Below are 13,420 nucleotides of genomic sequence, written 5' to 3'. Positions count from 1 at the left end.
GGGGCCGGGAGCTGGGCCGGCCGTGGTGGTGCTGGGCGGCGACGGCCGCGTCGGTGCCCGCGTGCGGGCCGGGCGCAGCCCGCCGGTGGAGCCCTCGCTCCTGGCCAAGCGGCGCTTCAACGCCGGGCTCGTGGGGCTCTCCCTCATGTGCTTCCTGCTGCCGGCCCGGGCACGGGAGGAGACCGCTGAGGCCGCACGGGGCGTCCGTGGCGACGGTTGCGGGTTAGCCCCGTCTCAGGCTGGGCATCAAGGTTGGTACGGGCGAGAGGAGAAGCCATGACGTCCACCCTGGAGCCGCGCAGCGCCGCGGCGGTCCGCCCGGCCCTGACGCCGCGCGTGCAGAACCCGACCACGAGTCCCGCAACGAGCAGCGCCGACCGGTCGACCGCCGAGCTGGTGAAGCTCGCCGCCGAACAGGTCTCGACGCTGGTGCGCGACGAGCTGAAGCTGGCCCAGATCGAGCTCACCGAGAAGGGCAAGCGAGCCGGCCTCGGGGCCGGGATGTTCGGCGGGGCCGGGCTCGTCGCGCTGTACGGCGTCGGCGCCCTGCTGGCCGCGCTCATCATCGGCCTGGCCGCCGTGATGCCGGCCTGGCTGGCCGCGCTCATCGTCGGCGTCGCGCTCTTCCTGGTCGCCGGCGTGCTCGCGCTGGTCGGCAAGGGCCAGGTGAAGAAGGCCGTGCCGCCGGTGCCGCAGGAGACGGTCGCGGGCGTGAAGGCCGACATCGACACCATCACGACCTCGGTGAAGCACGGGGGCCACACATGACGGCAACGGAATCGCAGCACGGCGCGAACGGGCACAGCACCACCGCCGACCCGGAGGTGTTGCGGGCGGAGATCGCCCGCACGCGCGCCGGGCTCGGCGAGACCGTCGAGGCCCTCGCGGCCAAGGCGGACGTGAAGACCCGCGCGCAGGAGGCGGTGCACTCCTCGGTGGAGACCGCCAAGCTGCGCATGCGCGAGGGCGTCTCGCAGATGGCGGCCAACGCCGCCTATGCGAGCCGCGAGCTGCGAACGCACCCGAAGGGCACCCTGCAGACGGGGATGCGCCGGCTGCTGGACTCGGCCCGGGAGCGGCCCGCCCCGTGGGTCGTCGGCTCGGCGCTGCTGGTCCTGGCGGCGCTGGTCGGTTACCGCAGCCGGCGGGAGTACTGAATGAACAAGCTGCTGTACAAGCCGTTCAGCATCGCCTTCAGCGTGGCGGGGGGCGTCGCGGCGGGGATCGTGTTCAAGCAGGTGTGGAAGCGGCTCTCCGGCGAGGAGGACGCGCCCGCGGCGACGTCGCGGGAGTACGGCTGGGGCGAGGTCCTGGCCGCCGCCGCGCTGCAGGGCGCCATCTTCGCCGTCGTGAAGGCCGCGATCGACCGCGGTGGGGCCGAGGGCGTGCGGCGGCTCACGGGTGAGTGGCCGGACGACTGAGCGTCGACAGGCAAAAGCTCCGTTGAGGGTGACCTCAACGGAGCTTTTCGCTGTCGCGGGGGTTTTCGCTACTTGAGCAACGCCTGCGCGCGGTCGCGCACGTCCGAGTACACCTTCCGGATCTTCTCGGCCGGATCCGCCGTCACGTCGACCGCGGACACCGGCCACGACGGCGCCTCGGAGGACCCGCGCAGCGCCCACGCCGCCTGGCGGGCCGCGCCGAGGGCCACGTACTCCCCCGGCTCCGGCACGCTCACCGCCACCCCGAGCAGCCCCGGCGCGATCGCCCGGACCGCCGCCGACGCCGCCGCGCCGCCGATGAGCAGCACCCGCTCGACCGGCACGCCCAGCGCGCGGACCGCGTCGAGCCCGTCCGCGAGCCCGCACAGCATGCCCTCGTAGGCGGCCCGGGCCAGGTTCGCCGGGCCGGCGTTGGCGCGGGTGAGCCCGTTGAGCAGCCCGCGCGCGCCGGGCAGGTTGGGCGTGCGCTCGCCGTCGAGGTAGGGCAGCAGGGTCAGCCCGCCCGCCCCCGGCTCCGCGGCGAGCGCGAGCTCGTCCAGTGTGGACAGTGGTACGCCGAGCAGCGCCGCCGCCGCCGTGAGCACCCGGGCCGCGTTCAGCGTCGCGACGAGCGGCAGGTGCCGCCCGGTCGCGTCGGCGAACCCGGCGACCGTCCCGCTCGGGTCGGCGACGGGCGCCGCGCTGACCCCGAACACGGTGCCGGAGGTGCCCAGCGACACCACCAGGTCACCCGGGCGCAGGCCGAGGCCGAGCGCCGCGGCCATGTTGTCGCCGGTGCCCGCGGCGAGCAGCGCACCGCCCGCGGTCTCGCCGACGACCTCGGCCGGCCCGGCGACCCGGGGCAGCCGCAGGTCCCGGCCGAAGGCCAGCCGGACGAGATCGGGCCGGTACTGCCCCGTCGCCGGCGACCAGTACCCGGTGCCGGAGGCGTCGCCCCGGTCCGTCGTCAGCTCGGGGCTGGTGTTGAGCCGGTGGGTGATCCAGTCGTGCGGCAGCACCACCGAGGCGGCCCGGGCCGCGACCTCCGGCTCGTGCCGGGCGACCCAGCGCAGCTTGGTGACGGTGAAGCTGGCCACCGGCACCAGCCCGACGGCCTCGGCCCAGCCCGCGGCCCCGCCGGGCAGCTCGGCGATGAGGTCCTCGGCCGCGCCGGCGGAACGGGTGTCGTTCCACAGCAGCGCGTCGCGGACCACCGCGCCGGCCTCGTCGAGCAGGACCATGCCGTGCTGCTGCCCGCCGACCCCGATGGCGGCCACCCCGTCGAGCAGCCCGCCCGCGGTCGCCTCCCGCAGCGCCGACCACCAGTGCTCGGGGGCGACCTCGGTCCCGTCGGGGTGCCCGGCGCGGCCCTCGCGCACGACCGCGCCGGTGTCGGCGTCGCAGACGAGCACCTTCGTCGACTGGGTGGAGGTGTCCACCCCGGCGACGAGCGTCATGAACGGACGCCGAGCAGGTGCTCCATCGCGAGCTGGTCGAGCACCTCGAAGGCCCCGCCGCGCGCGGCGAGGGTGTCGACGTCGAACTCCTCCGCGCGCAGCGACGCGATGGTCTCGCCCTCGGCCAGGGTCGGCTGCGACAGCTCCTCGACCCGCGCCGCCGCCAGGGCCACGGCCACGTCCGGGTCGGCGCGGAAGGAGCGCACGCGCTCGCGCAGGATCAGGTAGTTGCGCATGCAGGCGCGCGCCGTCTCCCACACGCCGTCGTAGTCCTCGGTGCGCGGGGGCTTGTAGTCGAAGTGGCGGTAGCCGGTGTACCCGCCGGTCTCGAGCACGTCGACGGTCCAGAACGCGCCGCGCAGGTTGCCGGCCCCGAAGCGCAGGTCCTGGTCGAAGCGGGGCCCGTGCTGGCCGTTGAGGTCGATGTGGAACAGCTTGCCGTGCCAGAGCGCCTGGGCGATGCCGTGGGCGAAGTTCAGCCCGGCCATCTCCTCGTGGCCCACCTCGGGGTTGAGGCCCACACGGTCGGGCTCGTCGAGGGTCGCGATGAGCGCGAGGGCGTGGCCGATGGTCGGGAGCAGGATGTCGCCCCGGGGCTCGTTCGGCTTGGGTTCCAGGGCGAAGCGGATGTCGTACCCCTGCTCGCGCACGTACTGGCAGAGCACGTTGAGGCCCTCGCGGTAGCGGTCCAGCGCGGCGGCCACGTCCTTGGCCCCGCCGGACTCGGCGCCCTCCCGGCCGCCCCACAGCACGTAGGTCTCCGCGCCCAGCTCGGCCGCGAGGTCGATGTTGCGCAGCACCTTCTTGAGGGCGAAGCGCCGCACCGCACGGTCGTTCGAGGTGAACCCGCCGTCCTTGAAGATCGGGTGGCTGAACAGGTTGGTGGTGACCATCTCCACGCGCACGCCGGTCACGCTCAGCGCGTCCTTGAAGCGCCCGATGAGCTTCTCGCGGGTCGCGTCGTCGCTGCCGAACGGGAACAGGTCGTCGTCGTGGAACGTGACGGCCGCGGCGCCGAGGTCCGAGAGGCGGTGCACGGCCTCGACCGAGTCGAGCGGGGCGCGGGTCGGGCCGCCGAACACGTCCTGGGCCTGCCAGCCGACGGTCCACAGCCCGAAGCTGAACTTGTCCTCGCGCGTGGGCTGGTAATCAGTCATGGGTACCTCTTTGCGGTGGCGGGGTGTGTTGGGGCACACGGTACGCCGCTCAGGGGGTTTGTTCAAGAAAAGAACTAACCCCTCGACCGACCCCTCGTCACGCCCGGAAGACCACCCGGTAGTACGTCTCCGAGTGCTGCAGGGCCAGCAGGACCGCGCCGCGCACCTCCGCGTCCGGGCCGAGCTTCGAGGCGCGGATCTCGACCCCGCGCAGGGCCGGGGCGAGCGCGTGCCGGGCCGCGGCGGCGCGCAGCGGCTCGAGCAGCAGGTCCCCGATGGCGGCCAGCCCGCCCCCGACGACGACGAGCGCCGGGTTGTACGCGTTGATGAGCCACGACGCCGCCAGCCCGAGGTATTCGCCGACCTCCTCGATGACCCGCCGGGCCGCCGGGTTCCCGTCGCGGGCCGCGGCGGTCACGTCCCGGGCGTCGAACCCGTCCAGCCCCGCCCGCTGCGCCGCGCGCACGATGGCCGGCCCGGACGCGAGGGTCTCCAGGCAGCCGACCTTCCCGCAGTTGCAGGCCTCGTCGTTGCCCGGCACCGCGTTGTGCCCGATCTCGCCCGCGGTGCCGCCGACCCCGTGGAAGACCCGGCCGTCGGAGAGCACCCCGGCGGAGAGGCCGGTGCCGGTGTACAGCAGGGCGAGGTCACCCACCCGCTCCCCCGCCCCCTCGAGGTTCTCGGCGACGGCGGCGGCCTGCCCGGCGTTGTGCACGTAGACGGGGGCGCCCCGCAGCTCGGCCGCGAGCAGGTCGCGCACGGGCACGTCACGCCAGCCGAGGTTGGGCGCGAGCAGGCACACGCCCGCGTGGAAGTCGGTGAGCCCCGGCAGCACGGCCCCGACCGCGGCGATCTTGGCTCCGGGCAGCCCGGCCCCGGCGATGCCCTCGCGGATCTCCGCCGCCACCGTCCGCAGCACCTCGCCCGGCGCCGTCCCCGGCCCCGGCGTCGGCAGCTCCCGGCGCACGATCTCCTCGCCGGTGGCGTCCCCGATCGCGATGGCGGTGCGCCGGGCCCCGATGTGCACGCCGACGACGAGCAGCGAGCGCGCGTTGAACTCCAGCAGGATCGGCGGCCGCCCGCCGCTGACGGCGGTCGAGCCCGGCCCGATCTCGCGCACCAGCCCCTCGGCGATGAGCTCGTCGACGATCGCCGAGACCGTCGGCTTGGCCAGCGTCGTCGAGCGCGCGATGCTGGCCCGCGAGACGGGGCCGCCCTCCTTGACCAGCGTCAGCACGAGCGAGCGGTTGACCTCGCGCATGACGTTGTGGTCGGCGCCCCGCCGCGGCTCATCTGATCGCATAATCCGACAACGCTACCCTCGATGGTCATCCGTGAGCGGCACCCCGCCTGACCAGCTCCGGCACCGTCTCCACCGGACACGGCGGCCGGCGACGGCCGCGGCCCCGCCCGGCCACACGGCGCGGGAGCGCCACCCCGGCGATCAGGCGCGGGCGGGCACCCTACATTGGTAGCGGACAACCAATGCCACCAGCCCGGCCGGAAAGGCAGCTTTTCGATGCACATCTCGGCGCGCGGGGACTACGCGGTTCGCGCTTCCCTCGGGCTCGCCGCGGCCTATCCCGCGGTGGTGTCGGCCGCGGGGCTGGCCGACGAGCAGGACATGCCCCGCAAGTTCCTGGAGGCGGTCCTCGGCGACCTGCGCCGCGCGGGCCTGGTCCGCGGCCAGCGCGGCGTCGACGGCGGCTACGTGCTCACCCGCCAGCCCTCGGAGATCATGGTCGGCGACGTGCTGCGCGCGGTCGACGGCCCCCTGGCCGAGGTGCGCGGCGTCCGCCCGGAGGAGGCCATGTACTCCGGCACCGCCGAACACCTCCAGCAACTCTGGGTGGCGGTGCGCGCGGCCGTGCGCAACGTCCTGGACGAGGTGAGCCTGGCCGACGTGGTGCGGGGCCGCATGCCCGCGCACGTGCGGCGCCTGACGACGCCCCCGGCCGCCTGGCAGCCGCGCTAGCCGCGTTGGTCGTTTCCGGGATCCGGGCTCGTCGCGGGCCCTACGCTCGGATCATGTCGACGAAAGCGCACGACCCCTACCTACAGGCCGCCGAGGGCTTCCTGCACAGCATCCGCGCGGAGCTGGACATGGCCGACGATCTGGAGATGGATCGGACGCTGCGGGTCACGCAGACGTATGCGCTGGTGAGCATCGCGCGCTCGCTCAACGAGATCAGCGAGCGGGGCAGCACGGAGGACGTCAGCCCGATGTTGACGGCGGCGGCGTCGCTGCACCACTGATGCTTGATATGTCGGGCGCTGCGCGCCACGACATATCCGCATTTATCCCCTGACGGGGTATTTGGCGCTCTGAGGTGGTTGGTCCCTTTCGAAGCCGGGCCGACCCGAACACCGGCCGCACTTCACCGCGCGCCATCGCCCGGGCCGAACCGAACGCCGCCGCCGCGGCGGAGCAAGCGTCCGGACGATGTATTGCCTGGGCCGGTGCGCACGCCCGGCCAACTCGGCGACGAGCGACGACTGCCGCCCGACGCACAGACCGGACCGAACCGAACGCCGACGCCACGGGCGGAGCAAGCGTCCGGACGATGTATTGCCTCGGCCGGTGCGCACGCCCGGCCAACTCGGCGACGAGCGACGACTGCCGCCCGACGCACAGACCGGACCGAACCGAACGCCGACGCCACGGGCGGAGCAAGCGTCCGGACGATGTATTGCCTCGGCCGGTGCGCACGCTCGGCCAACTCGGCGACGAGCGACGACTGCCGCCCGACGCACAGACCGGACCGAACCGAACGCCGACGCCACAACGAAGCAAGCGTCCGGACGATGTGGGCAACAGGCCTGGCCGAAACAGGCCGCCGCTGTGCGCACAACCAGCGCCGGCTCGAAGCGACGCCCGCCGCGCGCAATCGCCCGGCCCGAAGCGGCAACGCGGAACCTGGCCGCGCACAAGCAGACGGCTCGAAGCGACAACGCGGAACGCCCCTGCGCACAAGCAGACGGCCCGAAGCGACAACGCGCGCGAGCAGACGACTCGGAGCGACGACGCGGATCGTGGCTGCGCGCGACCGGCCGGCCCCGAATCGACGCCTCTGGCACGGCCGGGTGGTTCGAAGCCGAGGCCGTCAGCACGCGTCCGAGGTGGACCGCTCGGGTGCGCGGGGCGGAGCGGTGGCGGAGATCAGCGGGCGGCGGCGGTGTCGAAGTGGGCAGCGATGCCGTCGACGTACTCGGCGGCCGCGGTGCCCGCGTTCGCCAGCTCGCCCTCGACCACCGCCAGGCCCGGGTCGACCAGCACCGCGCCCAGCTCGCCGAGCAACTCCCGCAGGTTGCGCTCGGCCGCGTCCGCCTGGGGCTGGACGCCCGCGGTGACGACCGTGACGGCGGCGATGTCCTTCAGGCCGTCGGCCGGGAGCTGGTCGAGGAGCACCTTCAGGACGCCGGTGTAGCTGCCCTTGTAGGTGGGCGTGGCCACGACGAGCACGCTCGCGCGGCGCAGGGCCGCTACCGCCTCCGCCAGGGCGCCGTCGCCGGGTTGCAGGAGCTTGACGCCGAGGTCGCTCACGTCGATGGTGCGTGGGGCCGTCAGGCCGAGCCGCGCGGCCAGGGCACCGCCGACCTCCTCGGCCAGGTGCAGGGTCCGCGAGTGCGGGCGAGGGTTTCCGGAGACCACGACAATCGTCACGCCGACGATCCTAACTCCTGTCTTACCGATAGGAAATAGCGACTTCGCGAAGGGTCGGCAGGCGGCGCAAATCGCAAAGCGGGCGCGGAAAGTGGGTGGCAAGAGCGAGAAACAGCGGCGCCCCAACCGCGCGAAGCCGGAGCGCGGATGACCCAACCCGGCGAAACCGGAGCGCGGATGACCCAACCCGGCGAAGCCGGAGCGCGGACGAACCGATCCGGCGAGAGGCGGGAAGGCGGGAAGGCGGGCGGGGACAGCCGGCAAGGCGCAGCCGGGAGCAGTCGCGGGATCTCGCTGCCGAAGGCGTTGCGCGGCGGCAAGGCGTGGGTGCGGTCTTGCCACCGCGGACGCCGGGATTCCTGGCGGGAGCGACGGTCCGCCACTGACGCGGACCCGAGCAGAACAAACCTCAGACCCAGGCGCGCGGATCGGCGACGAGGTCCCGCACCCGCTCCGGCAGTTCGCCCGTGACCACGTCCTCGATCGTCACGGTCTCCAGGATGAGCCGCTCGTTGGCCCGCAGCGCGATCCACACGTCCTGCAGCGCCTGCGCCGCGCCGTGGTAGCCGAGCTCCTCCGGGCGCTGGCCGCGCACGTTGGCGAGCGGGCCGTCGATCACGCGGATGATCTCGGCCAGGGAGATCTCGGCGGCGGGGCGGGCGAGGCGGTAGCCGCCCTCCGGGCCGCGCTGGGCGAGCACGACGCCGCCGCGGCGCAGCTGCAGCAGGATGCTCTCCAGGAACTTCGGGGGGATCTGCTGGGCCGACGCCAGGCGGTCGGCGGTCACCAGCTTGCCGTCGGCCGACGTCGCCGCCAGCTCCGCCACCGCGCGCAGCGCGTAGTCAACTCGGGCCGAAAGCCGCATGTCATCATCCTCCCACGCGACGCAGCAGACCTTCCTGCACGGCCGTGGCGATGTGCCGGCCGTCCAGGGTGAACATACGGCCCGTGGCCAGGCCGCGGGCGCCCGAGGCGGACGGGCTCACGCAGTCGTAGAGGAACCACTCGTCGGCGCGGAAGGGGCGGTGGAACCACATCGCGTGGTCCAGGCTCGCGCCGGCGAAGCCGCCGGGGCCCCACACGGCGCCGTGGGCCGACAGGACCGAGTCGAGCAGCGTCAGGTCCGAGGCGAAGGTCAGCACGCAGGTGTGCAGGACCGGGTCGTCGGGGAGCTTGCCGGCCAGGCGCATCCAGACGCGCTGGCGGGGCTCGGCGGGGCGGTCGCCGGCCGGGACCCAGCCGGGCTCGCCGACGTAGCGCACGTCGATCGGGCGCGGGACCATCGACCAGATGCCGGCGCGCTCCTCGTACCGCGCCAGCCGCTCTGCCGTCGTCGGGACCTCGTCGGGCGGCGGGACGTCGGCGGGGGCGGGCTCCGCGTGGTCCAGGCCGTCCTCCAGGTGGTGGAAGGACGCGGACATGAAGAAGATCACCTTGCCGTGCTGCTGCGCGACCGAGCGGCGCACCGAGAAGGAGCTCCCGTCGCGGATGTTCTCCACGGCGTACGTGATCGGCACGTCCGGATCGCCCGGGCGCACGAAGTAGCCGTGCAGCGAGTGGACGCGCCGCTGCCGGTCCACGGTGCGCCCGGCGGCCACGAGGGCCTGCCCGGCCACCTGGCCGCCGAAGACGCGCTGGGGGCCGTCCGGCGGGCTGATGCCCAGAAACCGGTCGTCCCCCAGCGCCTCGAGGTCGAGCAGACGGACGAGCTCATCCACGGCTTCCTGTCCGGTTGCCAGTTCAGTCACCGGACAATCTTCGCAGCTCGCCCGGATTTTTTACTGTGAGAGTGCTCCCAGCTGGTGCACGCGGAGGGTGTTCGTCGATCCCGGGGTGCCGGGAGGCGAGCCCGCCACGATGACCACGTCGTCGCCGGGCGAGAGCCACGGCAGCCCGACGAGGGCCATGTCCACCTGCTCGAACATCTCGTCCGTGTGCTCCACGAACGGCACGTCGAAGGTCTGCACGCCCCAGCTGAGGGTGAGCTGGTTGCGGACCGTGGGCTCCGGGGTGAACGCCAGCAGCGGCAGCTCGCAGTGCAGGCGGGCCAGGCGGCGCACGGTGTCGCCGGTCTGGGAGAAGGCCACGAGCGCCTTCGCGCCGATGTTGCGCGCGATGTTGGACGCGGCCGAGGTCAGCGCGCCGCCCCGGGTGCGGGGGTCGTGCTGCAGGCGCGGCACGGTCAGCGCCCCGCCCTCGGTGGTGGCGACGATCCGCGCCATCGTGGAGACGGTCAGGATGGGGTACTTCCCGACGCTCGTCTCCCCCGACAGCATGACGGCGTCGGCGCCGTCGAGGACCGCGTTGGCCACGTCGGAGGCCTCCGCGCGGGTCGGCCGCGCGTTCTCGATCATCGAGTCGAGCATCTGGGTCGCGACGATGACCGGCTTGGCCTGCTCACGGCAGAGCTGCACCGCGCGCTTCTGCACGAGCGGCACCTGCTCCAGCGGCATCTCCACGCCCAGGTCGCCGCGGGCGACCATGACGCCGTCGAAGGCGTTGACGATGGCCTCGAGGGCGGCGACCGCCTCGGGCTTCTCGACCTTCGCGAGCACCGGGCGGCGGATGCCCTCCTCCTCCATGATCTCGTGGACGAGCTTGATGTCGTCCGGCGAGCGCACGAAGGACAGCGCGATCCAGTCGGCCCCGAGACGCAGCGCGAAGCGCAGGTCCTCGGCGTCCTTGTCCGACAGCGCGGGCACGCTCACGGCCACGTTCGGCAGCGAGACGCCCTTGTTGTTGGAGACCATGCCGCCCTCGGTCACGAGGACGGTGATGTCGTTGCCGTCGACCGCGGTCACCTCGACGGCGACCTTGCCGTCGTCGATGAGCAGCCGGTCGCCGGCCTTGACCTCCTGCGGAAGCTTCTTGTACGTGCAGGACACCCGGTCGGCGGTGCCGAGAATGTCGTCACTGGTGATGACGGCCGTGTCACCGGCCGCCCACTCGTGCGGTCCGTCTGCGAATCGGCCGAGACGGATCTTCGGACCCTGGAGGTCCGCGAGGATGCCCACGGGGCGGCCGGCGGCGATGGCGGCCTCCCGAACAAGGTTGAACACCGAGGCGTGGTCCTCGTGGCTACCGTGGCTGAAGTTGAGCCGCGCGACGTCCATCCCGGCGTCGACTAGGCCACGGAGCCGCTCGGCCGACGACGTGGCCGGGCCGAGCGTACAGACGATTTTGGCGCGTCGAGTCACACCCCTGAGGCTAGCCCCTCGTTCACGGCGCGTATCCGCTGCCCCGGCCTGCCCCCATCAGTTGAGACTCCGGCCACCCGGCCGTGGCCCGATACTGGTCCGTCGTCCACCCTGCCCAGTGGCGGCGGCCGATGCGGGCCCGCGACAGCCACGAGGGGCACCGCGTCGCCACGCTGCTCGAACGGCTGTTCGATCTGTATCCCCCTCGTGGTGACCCGGGTGGCTACGGCTCCCGCCCGTTGAACGCCTCGGCCCGCGCCCGGCCGTCGACGCTGTGGCTGAACACGCGCGAGTCGCCGTCGGTGGTGAGCGTCTGCCCCGTGAGCGTCGCGTGCAGCGGCATCGCCGAGGTCATCTCCGCGCGGACCCGCGGCAGCGCGTCCGGGTGCGTGTCGCGCAGCCAGCCCACGAGGTGCTCGCGCACGAAGCAGCGCAGGTCCCACAGCCTCGGCGCGTCGACGGCGCTCACGAGCGCGCGCAGCTGCATGGCGTTGCCGGTGGCCTCGATGACCTGCAGCACCGACACCCGCCCGTCCCACAGGTCCGTGGATTCGAGGGCCCGGCGCAGTTCCTCGCGCATCTCCGGCACCGGCAGCGACCAGTCCACGTCGAACGTCACGGCCCCCAGCAGCGCGGAGTTCGTCCGGGTCCAGTTCTGGAACGGCTTCTCGGTGAAGTAGGTGGTCGGGAGGATGAGCCGCCGGTCGTCCCACACGTGCACGACGACGTAGGACAGCGTGATCTCCTGCACCCGCCCCCACTCCTGCTCGACGATGACGACGTCGCCGAGCCGGACGGCGTCGGAGAACGCGAGCTGCAGCCCCGCGAACACGTTGCGCAGCACGCTCTGCGCCGCGAGACCGCCGACGATGCCCAGGAACCCCGCGCTGGCCAGCACGCTCGTGCCGAGGAGCCGGGCCCCCGGGAACGTCATGAGCATCACGGCGATCGCGAGCACGGCCACGATCGCGACCGTCACGCGCCGGATCATCACCACCTGGGTGTGGACGCGCCGGGCCGTACGGTTGTCGGGCACCTCGGTGTTGACCCGCGACAGCGCCGCGTCCTCGGCGACCACGAGCAACGCCGCGAGCAGCCACGCCGCCGCCGCGATGATGACCAGCTGGTCGGCGTGCAGAAACGCGTGCCGCCACGAGGCCCCGCCGGCGTTGGCCCGAACCGCGAAGTAGATCGCGCACAGCACCAGCACCCACTGCGTGGGCCGGTGCGCGCGCTCGGCCAGCTCGGTGACGAGCGACGACTGCCGCCCGACGCGCACGAGTATCTTGTGCACGATGTGTACCGCGAGCACCGCCAGGACCGCCGCCCCGAGCGCGATCCCCAGCGGTACGAGCGTGTCAAAGAGCGAATCCCGCATTCTGCGCGCCTTACCCGCGAAGGGTGATCGCCACACCCGCTGCGGGAGGTGATCAGGATCGCGCCCGACGCCGGCCCCGGACCAGGGCCATCACGGCCACCAGGAGCACCACGCCACCCCCGGCCAGGGCCCACACCACGCCGCGACCACCCGGCTCACGCCCGCCCGGCACCCCGGTGACCGCGGACGCCGCCGGCGAACTGGGGACCCCTCCGACGTCGGCGGTGAGCGCGGCGACGGGATCGACGATGCCGAACCCGAACTCGTCATCGCGGCCGGGCCTGCCCTTGTCGACGGCGGTGGCGGTGATGCGGTGCACCACCTCGGCGCCGGAGAGCCTCGGGAACTCGGCCCGCACCAGCGCGACAACGCCGGCGACGATCGCCGTCGCATCACTCGTCCCGGTGCCGAGCACGTACCTGCCCGAAGGGCTCGTCGACGGAATCTCCACCGACGGCGCCGCGAGCACCATCTCCGGGCCCGACACCGACACCTGCGCGTGCTGGCCGGCGCGGTCGGTGCCACCCACGGCGACGACACCCGGCAGCCTGGCCGGAAACGCGATCGACGTCTGCTCCGGCCTGTTCCCGGCCGCCGCTACCACCACCACATCGGTGGCGAGCGCCCGCTCGATCGCCTGGCGCACAGCCGGATCATCGTCAACCGCCATGGCGACACAGATGACCTTGGCGCCGTGGCCGGCCGACCAGTCGATCGCGTCCGCGAGGAACTGCGGTACGCCGAGGCCGCTCTGCTGGTTCGACACCAGCAGGGGCAGGATCATCGCCTTCGGCGCGATGCCGAGCACGCCACCATTGTCCGGCAGCCCACGGCCCGCGATCAGCCCGGCCATCGCGGTTCCGTGCCCGACGACGTCCACCCGGCCGTCGTTGTCGTTGCCCTCGCCGTAGCCGCGACCGGCCAGCACGGCCCCGGCGAGCTCGGCGTGCTTGTCGTCGACGCCGGTGTCGATGACCGCGACGGTCACACCCTCACCCTGCGCGATCTTCTGTGCGTCCGGGATTCCCAGCGCCGCGAGATGCCACGCACGGTCACGGATACTGTCGGCCGACGCCGGCGGAGGCGTCTCGACGACCACGAGCGCGATCACCGCGACGGCCGCCGCCAGCCGGCGCGTCCACACGG

The 13,420-nt window shown here is 73.2% G+C and carries 14 protein-coding genes; 5 read left to right on the top strand and 9 right to left on the bottom strand.

Annotated elements, in window-relative coordinates; translation table 11 throughout:
- The first annotated feature begins 276 nt into the window (after positions 1-276).
- The 3 genes from ACQP2P_RS08415 to ACQP2P_RS08405 are packed head-to-tail and all read left to right on the top strand — an operon-like array spanning position 277 to position 1,421.
- A complete protein-coding gene (locus ACQP2P_RS08415; RefSeq protein WP_433614421.1) occupies positions 277-768 on the top strand; it encodes a phage holin family protein in 492 nt (163 codons plus the stop codon).
- The gene (locus ACQP2P_RS08410) at positions 765-1,157 is read left to right on the top strand and encodes a DUF3618 domain-containing protein (RefSeq protein ID WP_433614419.1); all 393 of its coding nucleotides are present in this window, start codon (positions 765-767) and stop codon (positions 1,155-1,157) included. The genes ACQP2P_RS08415 and ACQP2P_RS08410 overlap by 4 nt, the downstream gene beginning before the upstream one ends.
- Positions 1,158-1,421 (top strand): DUF4235 domain-containing protein, encoded by a 264-nt coding sequence (locus ACQP2P_RS08405; RefSeq protein ID WP_433614417.1) that lies wholly within the window; start codon positions 1,158-1,160, stop codon positions 1,419-1,421. It abuts the gene before it with no gap.
- A 68-nt stretch (positions 1,422-1,489) separates the two neighbouring features.
- Here ACQP2P_RS08405 and xylB read toward each other — a convergent pair whose 3' ends face one another.
- The 3 genes from xylB to ACQP2P_RS08390 all read right to left on the bottom strand — a co-directional run bounded on the left by xylB (position 1,490) and on the right by ACQP2P_RS08390 (position 5,338).
- Positions 1,490-2,878, bottom strand: coding sequence for a xylulokinase (xylB, locus tag ACQP2P_RS08400; protein WP_433614415.1), 1,389 nt, complete (start codon positions 2,876-2,878; stop codon positions 1,490-1,492).
- Positions 2,875-4,035: a xylose isomerase gene (xylA, locus tag ACQP2P_RS08395; protein ID WP_433614413.1), complete on the bottom strand. Its 1,161-nt coding sequence runs from the start codon at positions 4,033-4,035 to the stop codon at positions 2,875-2,877. Before xylA ends, xylB begins: the two co-directional genes overlap by 4 nt.
- Positions 4,036-4,132: 97 nt before the next feature.
- Entirely contained in the window at positions 4,133-5,338 is a 1,206-nt protein-coding gene (locus ACQP2P_RS08390; protein WP_433614411.1) for an ROK family protein, read from the bottom strand.
- A gap of 216 nt (positions 5,339-5,554) precedes the next feature.
- Here ACQP2P_RS08390 and ACQP2P_RS08385 point away from each other — a divergent pair, with 216 nt between their 5' ends.
- Together ACQP2P_RS08385 and ACQP2P_RS08380 are read left to right on the top strand one after the other, a co-directional pair.
- Positions 5,555-6,010 (top strand): RrF2 family transcriptional regulator, encoded by a 456-nt coding sequence (locus tag ACQP2P_RS08385; RefSeq protein ID WP_223102116.1) that lies wholly within the window; start codon positions 5,555-5,557, stop codon positions 6,008-6,010.
- 53 nt (positions 6,011-6,063) lie between these two features.
- Positions 6,064-6,291 carry a hypothetical protein gene (locus tag ACQP2P_RS08380; RefSeq protein WP_433614409.1) on the top strand — a complete coding sequence of 76 codons (228 nt, stop codon included), beginning with the start codon at positions 6,064-6,066 and terminating at the stop codon, positions 6,289-6,291.
- Positions 6,292-7,195: 904 nt separating this feature from the next.
- Here ACQP2P_RS08380 and ACQP2P_RS08375 read toward each other — a convergent pair.
- The 6 genes from ACQP2P_RS08375 to ACQP2P_RS08350 form a co-directional block, all read right to left on the bottom strand.
- Positions 7,196-7,699, bottom strand: coding sequence for an NADPH-dependent FMN reductase (locus ACQP2P_RS08375; protein ID WP_433614407.1), 504 nt, complete (start codon positions 7,697-7,699; stop codon positions 7,196-7,198).
- Positions 7,700-8,108: 409 nt separating this feature from the next.
- Positions 8,109-8,564 carry an RrF2 family transcriptional regulator gene (locus tag ACQP2P_RS08370; RefSeq protein WP_433084764.1) on the bottom strand — a complete coding sequence of 152 codons (456 nt, stop codon included), beginning with the start codon at positions 8,562-8,564 and terminating at the stop codon, positions 8,109-8,111.
- Between the two features lie 4 nt (positions 8,565-8,568).
- Positions 8,569-9,438 (bottom strand): acyl-CoA thioesterase, encoded by an 870-nt coding sequence (locus ACQP2P_RS08365; RefSeq protein WP_433619055.1) that lies wholly within the window; start codon positions 9,436-9,438, stop codon positions 8,569-8,571.
- A 39-nt stretch (positions 9,439-9,477) separates the two neighbouring features.
- A complete protein-coding gene (pyk, locus tag ACQP2P_RS08360) occupies positions 9,478-10,896 on the bottom strand; it encodes a pyruvate kinase (protein WP_433614404.1) in 1,419 nt (472 codons plus the stop codon).
- A gap of 223 nt (positions 10,897-11,119) precedes the next feature.
- Entirely contained in the window at positions 11,120-12,274 is a 1,155-nt protein-coding gene (locus ACQP2P_RS08355; RefSeq protein WP_433614403.1) for a mechanosensitive ion channel family protein, read from the bottom strand.
- Between the two features lie 52 nt (positions 12,275-12,326).
- Complete coding sequence (locus ACQP2P_RS08350) at positions 12,327-13,418, bottom strand: S8 family serine peptidase (RefSeq protein WP_433619054.1); 1,092 nt, start codon at positions 13,416-13,418, stop codon at positions 12,327-12,329.
- Positions 13,419-13,420: the final 2 nt, after the last annotated feature.

This window comes from Dactylosporangium sp. CA-139114 (assembly GCF_050955725.1).
In the GTDB taxonomy this organism is placed as follows: domain Bacteria; phylum Actinomycetota; class Actinomycetes; order Mycobacteriales; family Micromonosporaceae; genus Dactylosporangium.
The sequence above is the reverse complement of the archived record's forward strand: the minus strand, read 5'-3'. Positions and strand labels throughout refer to the sequence as shown.

Excerpts from the sequence above, each read along its gene's own strand:
- ACQP2P_RS08415 (WP_433614421.1), top strand. The coding sequence starts at position 277 with ATGACGTCCACCCTGGAGCCGCGCAGCGCCGCGGCGGTCCGCCCGGCC.
- ACQP2P_RS08410 (WP_433614419.1), top strand. The coding sequence starts at position 765 with ATGACGGCAACGGAATCGCAGCACGGCGCGAACGGGCACAGCACCACC.
- ACQP2P_RS08405 (WP_433614417.1), top strand. The coding sequence starts at position 1,158 with ATGAACAAGCTGCTGTACAAGCCGTTCAGCATCGCCTTCAGCGTGGCG.
- xylB (WP_433614415.1), bottom strand. The coding sequence starts at position 2,878 with ATGACGCTCGTCGCCGGGGTGGACACCTCCACCCAGTCGACGAAGGTG.
- xylA (WP_433614413.1), bottom strand. The coding sequence starts at position 4,035 with ATGACTGATTACCAGCCCACGCGCGAGGACAAGTTCAGCTTCGGGCTG.
- ACQP2P_RS08390 (WP_433614411.1), bottom strand. The coding sequence starts at position 5,338 with ATGCGATCAGATGAGCCGCGGCGGGGCGCCGACCACAACGTCATGCGC.
- ACQP2P_RS08385 (WP_223102116.1), top strand. The coding sequence starts at position 5,555 with ATGCACATCTCGGCGCGCGGGGACTACGCGGTTCGCGCTTCCCTCGGG.
- ACQP2P_RS08380 (WP_433614409.1), top strand. The coding sequence starts at position 6,064 with ATGTCGACGAAAGCGCACGACCCCTACCTACAGGCCGCCGAGGGCTTC.
- ACQP2P_RS08370 (WP_433084764.1), bottom strand. The coding sequence starts at position 8,564 with ATGCGGCTTTCGGCCCGAGTTGACTACGCGCTGCGCGCGGTGGCGGAG.
- ACQP2P_RS08355 (WP_433614403.1), bottom strand. The coding sequence starts at position 12,274 with ATGCGGGATTCGCTCTTTGACACGCTCGTACCGCTGGGGATCGCGCTC.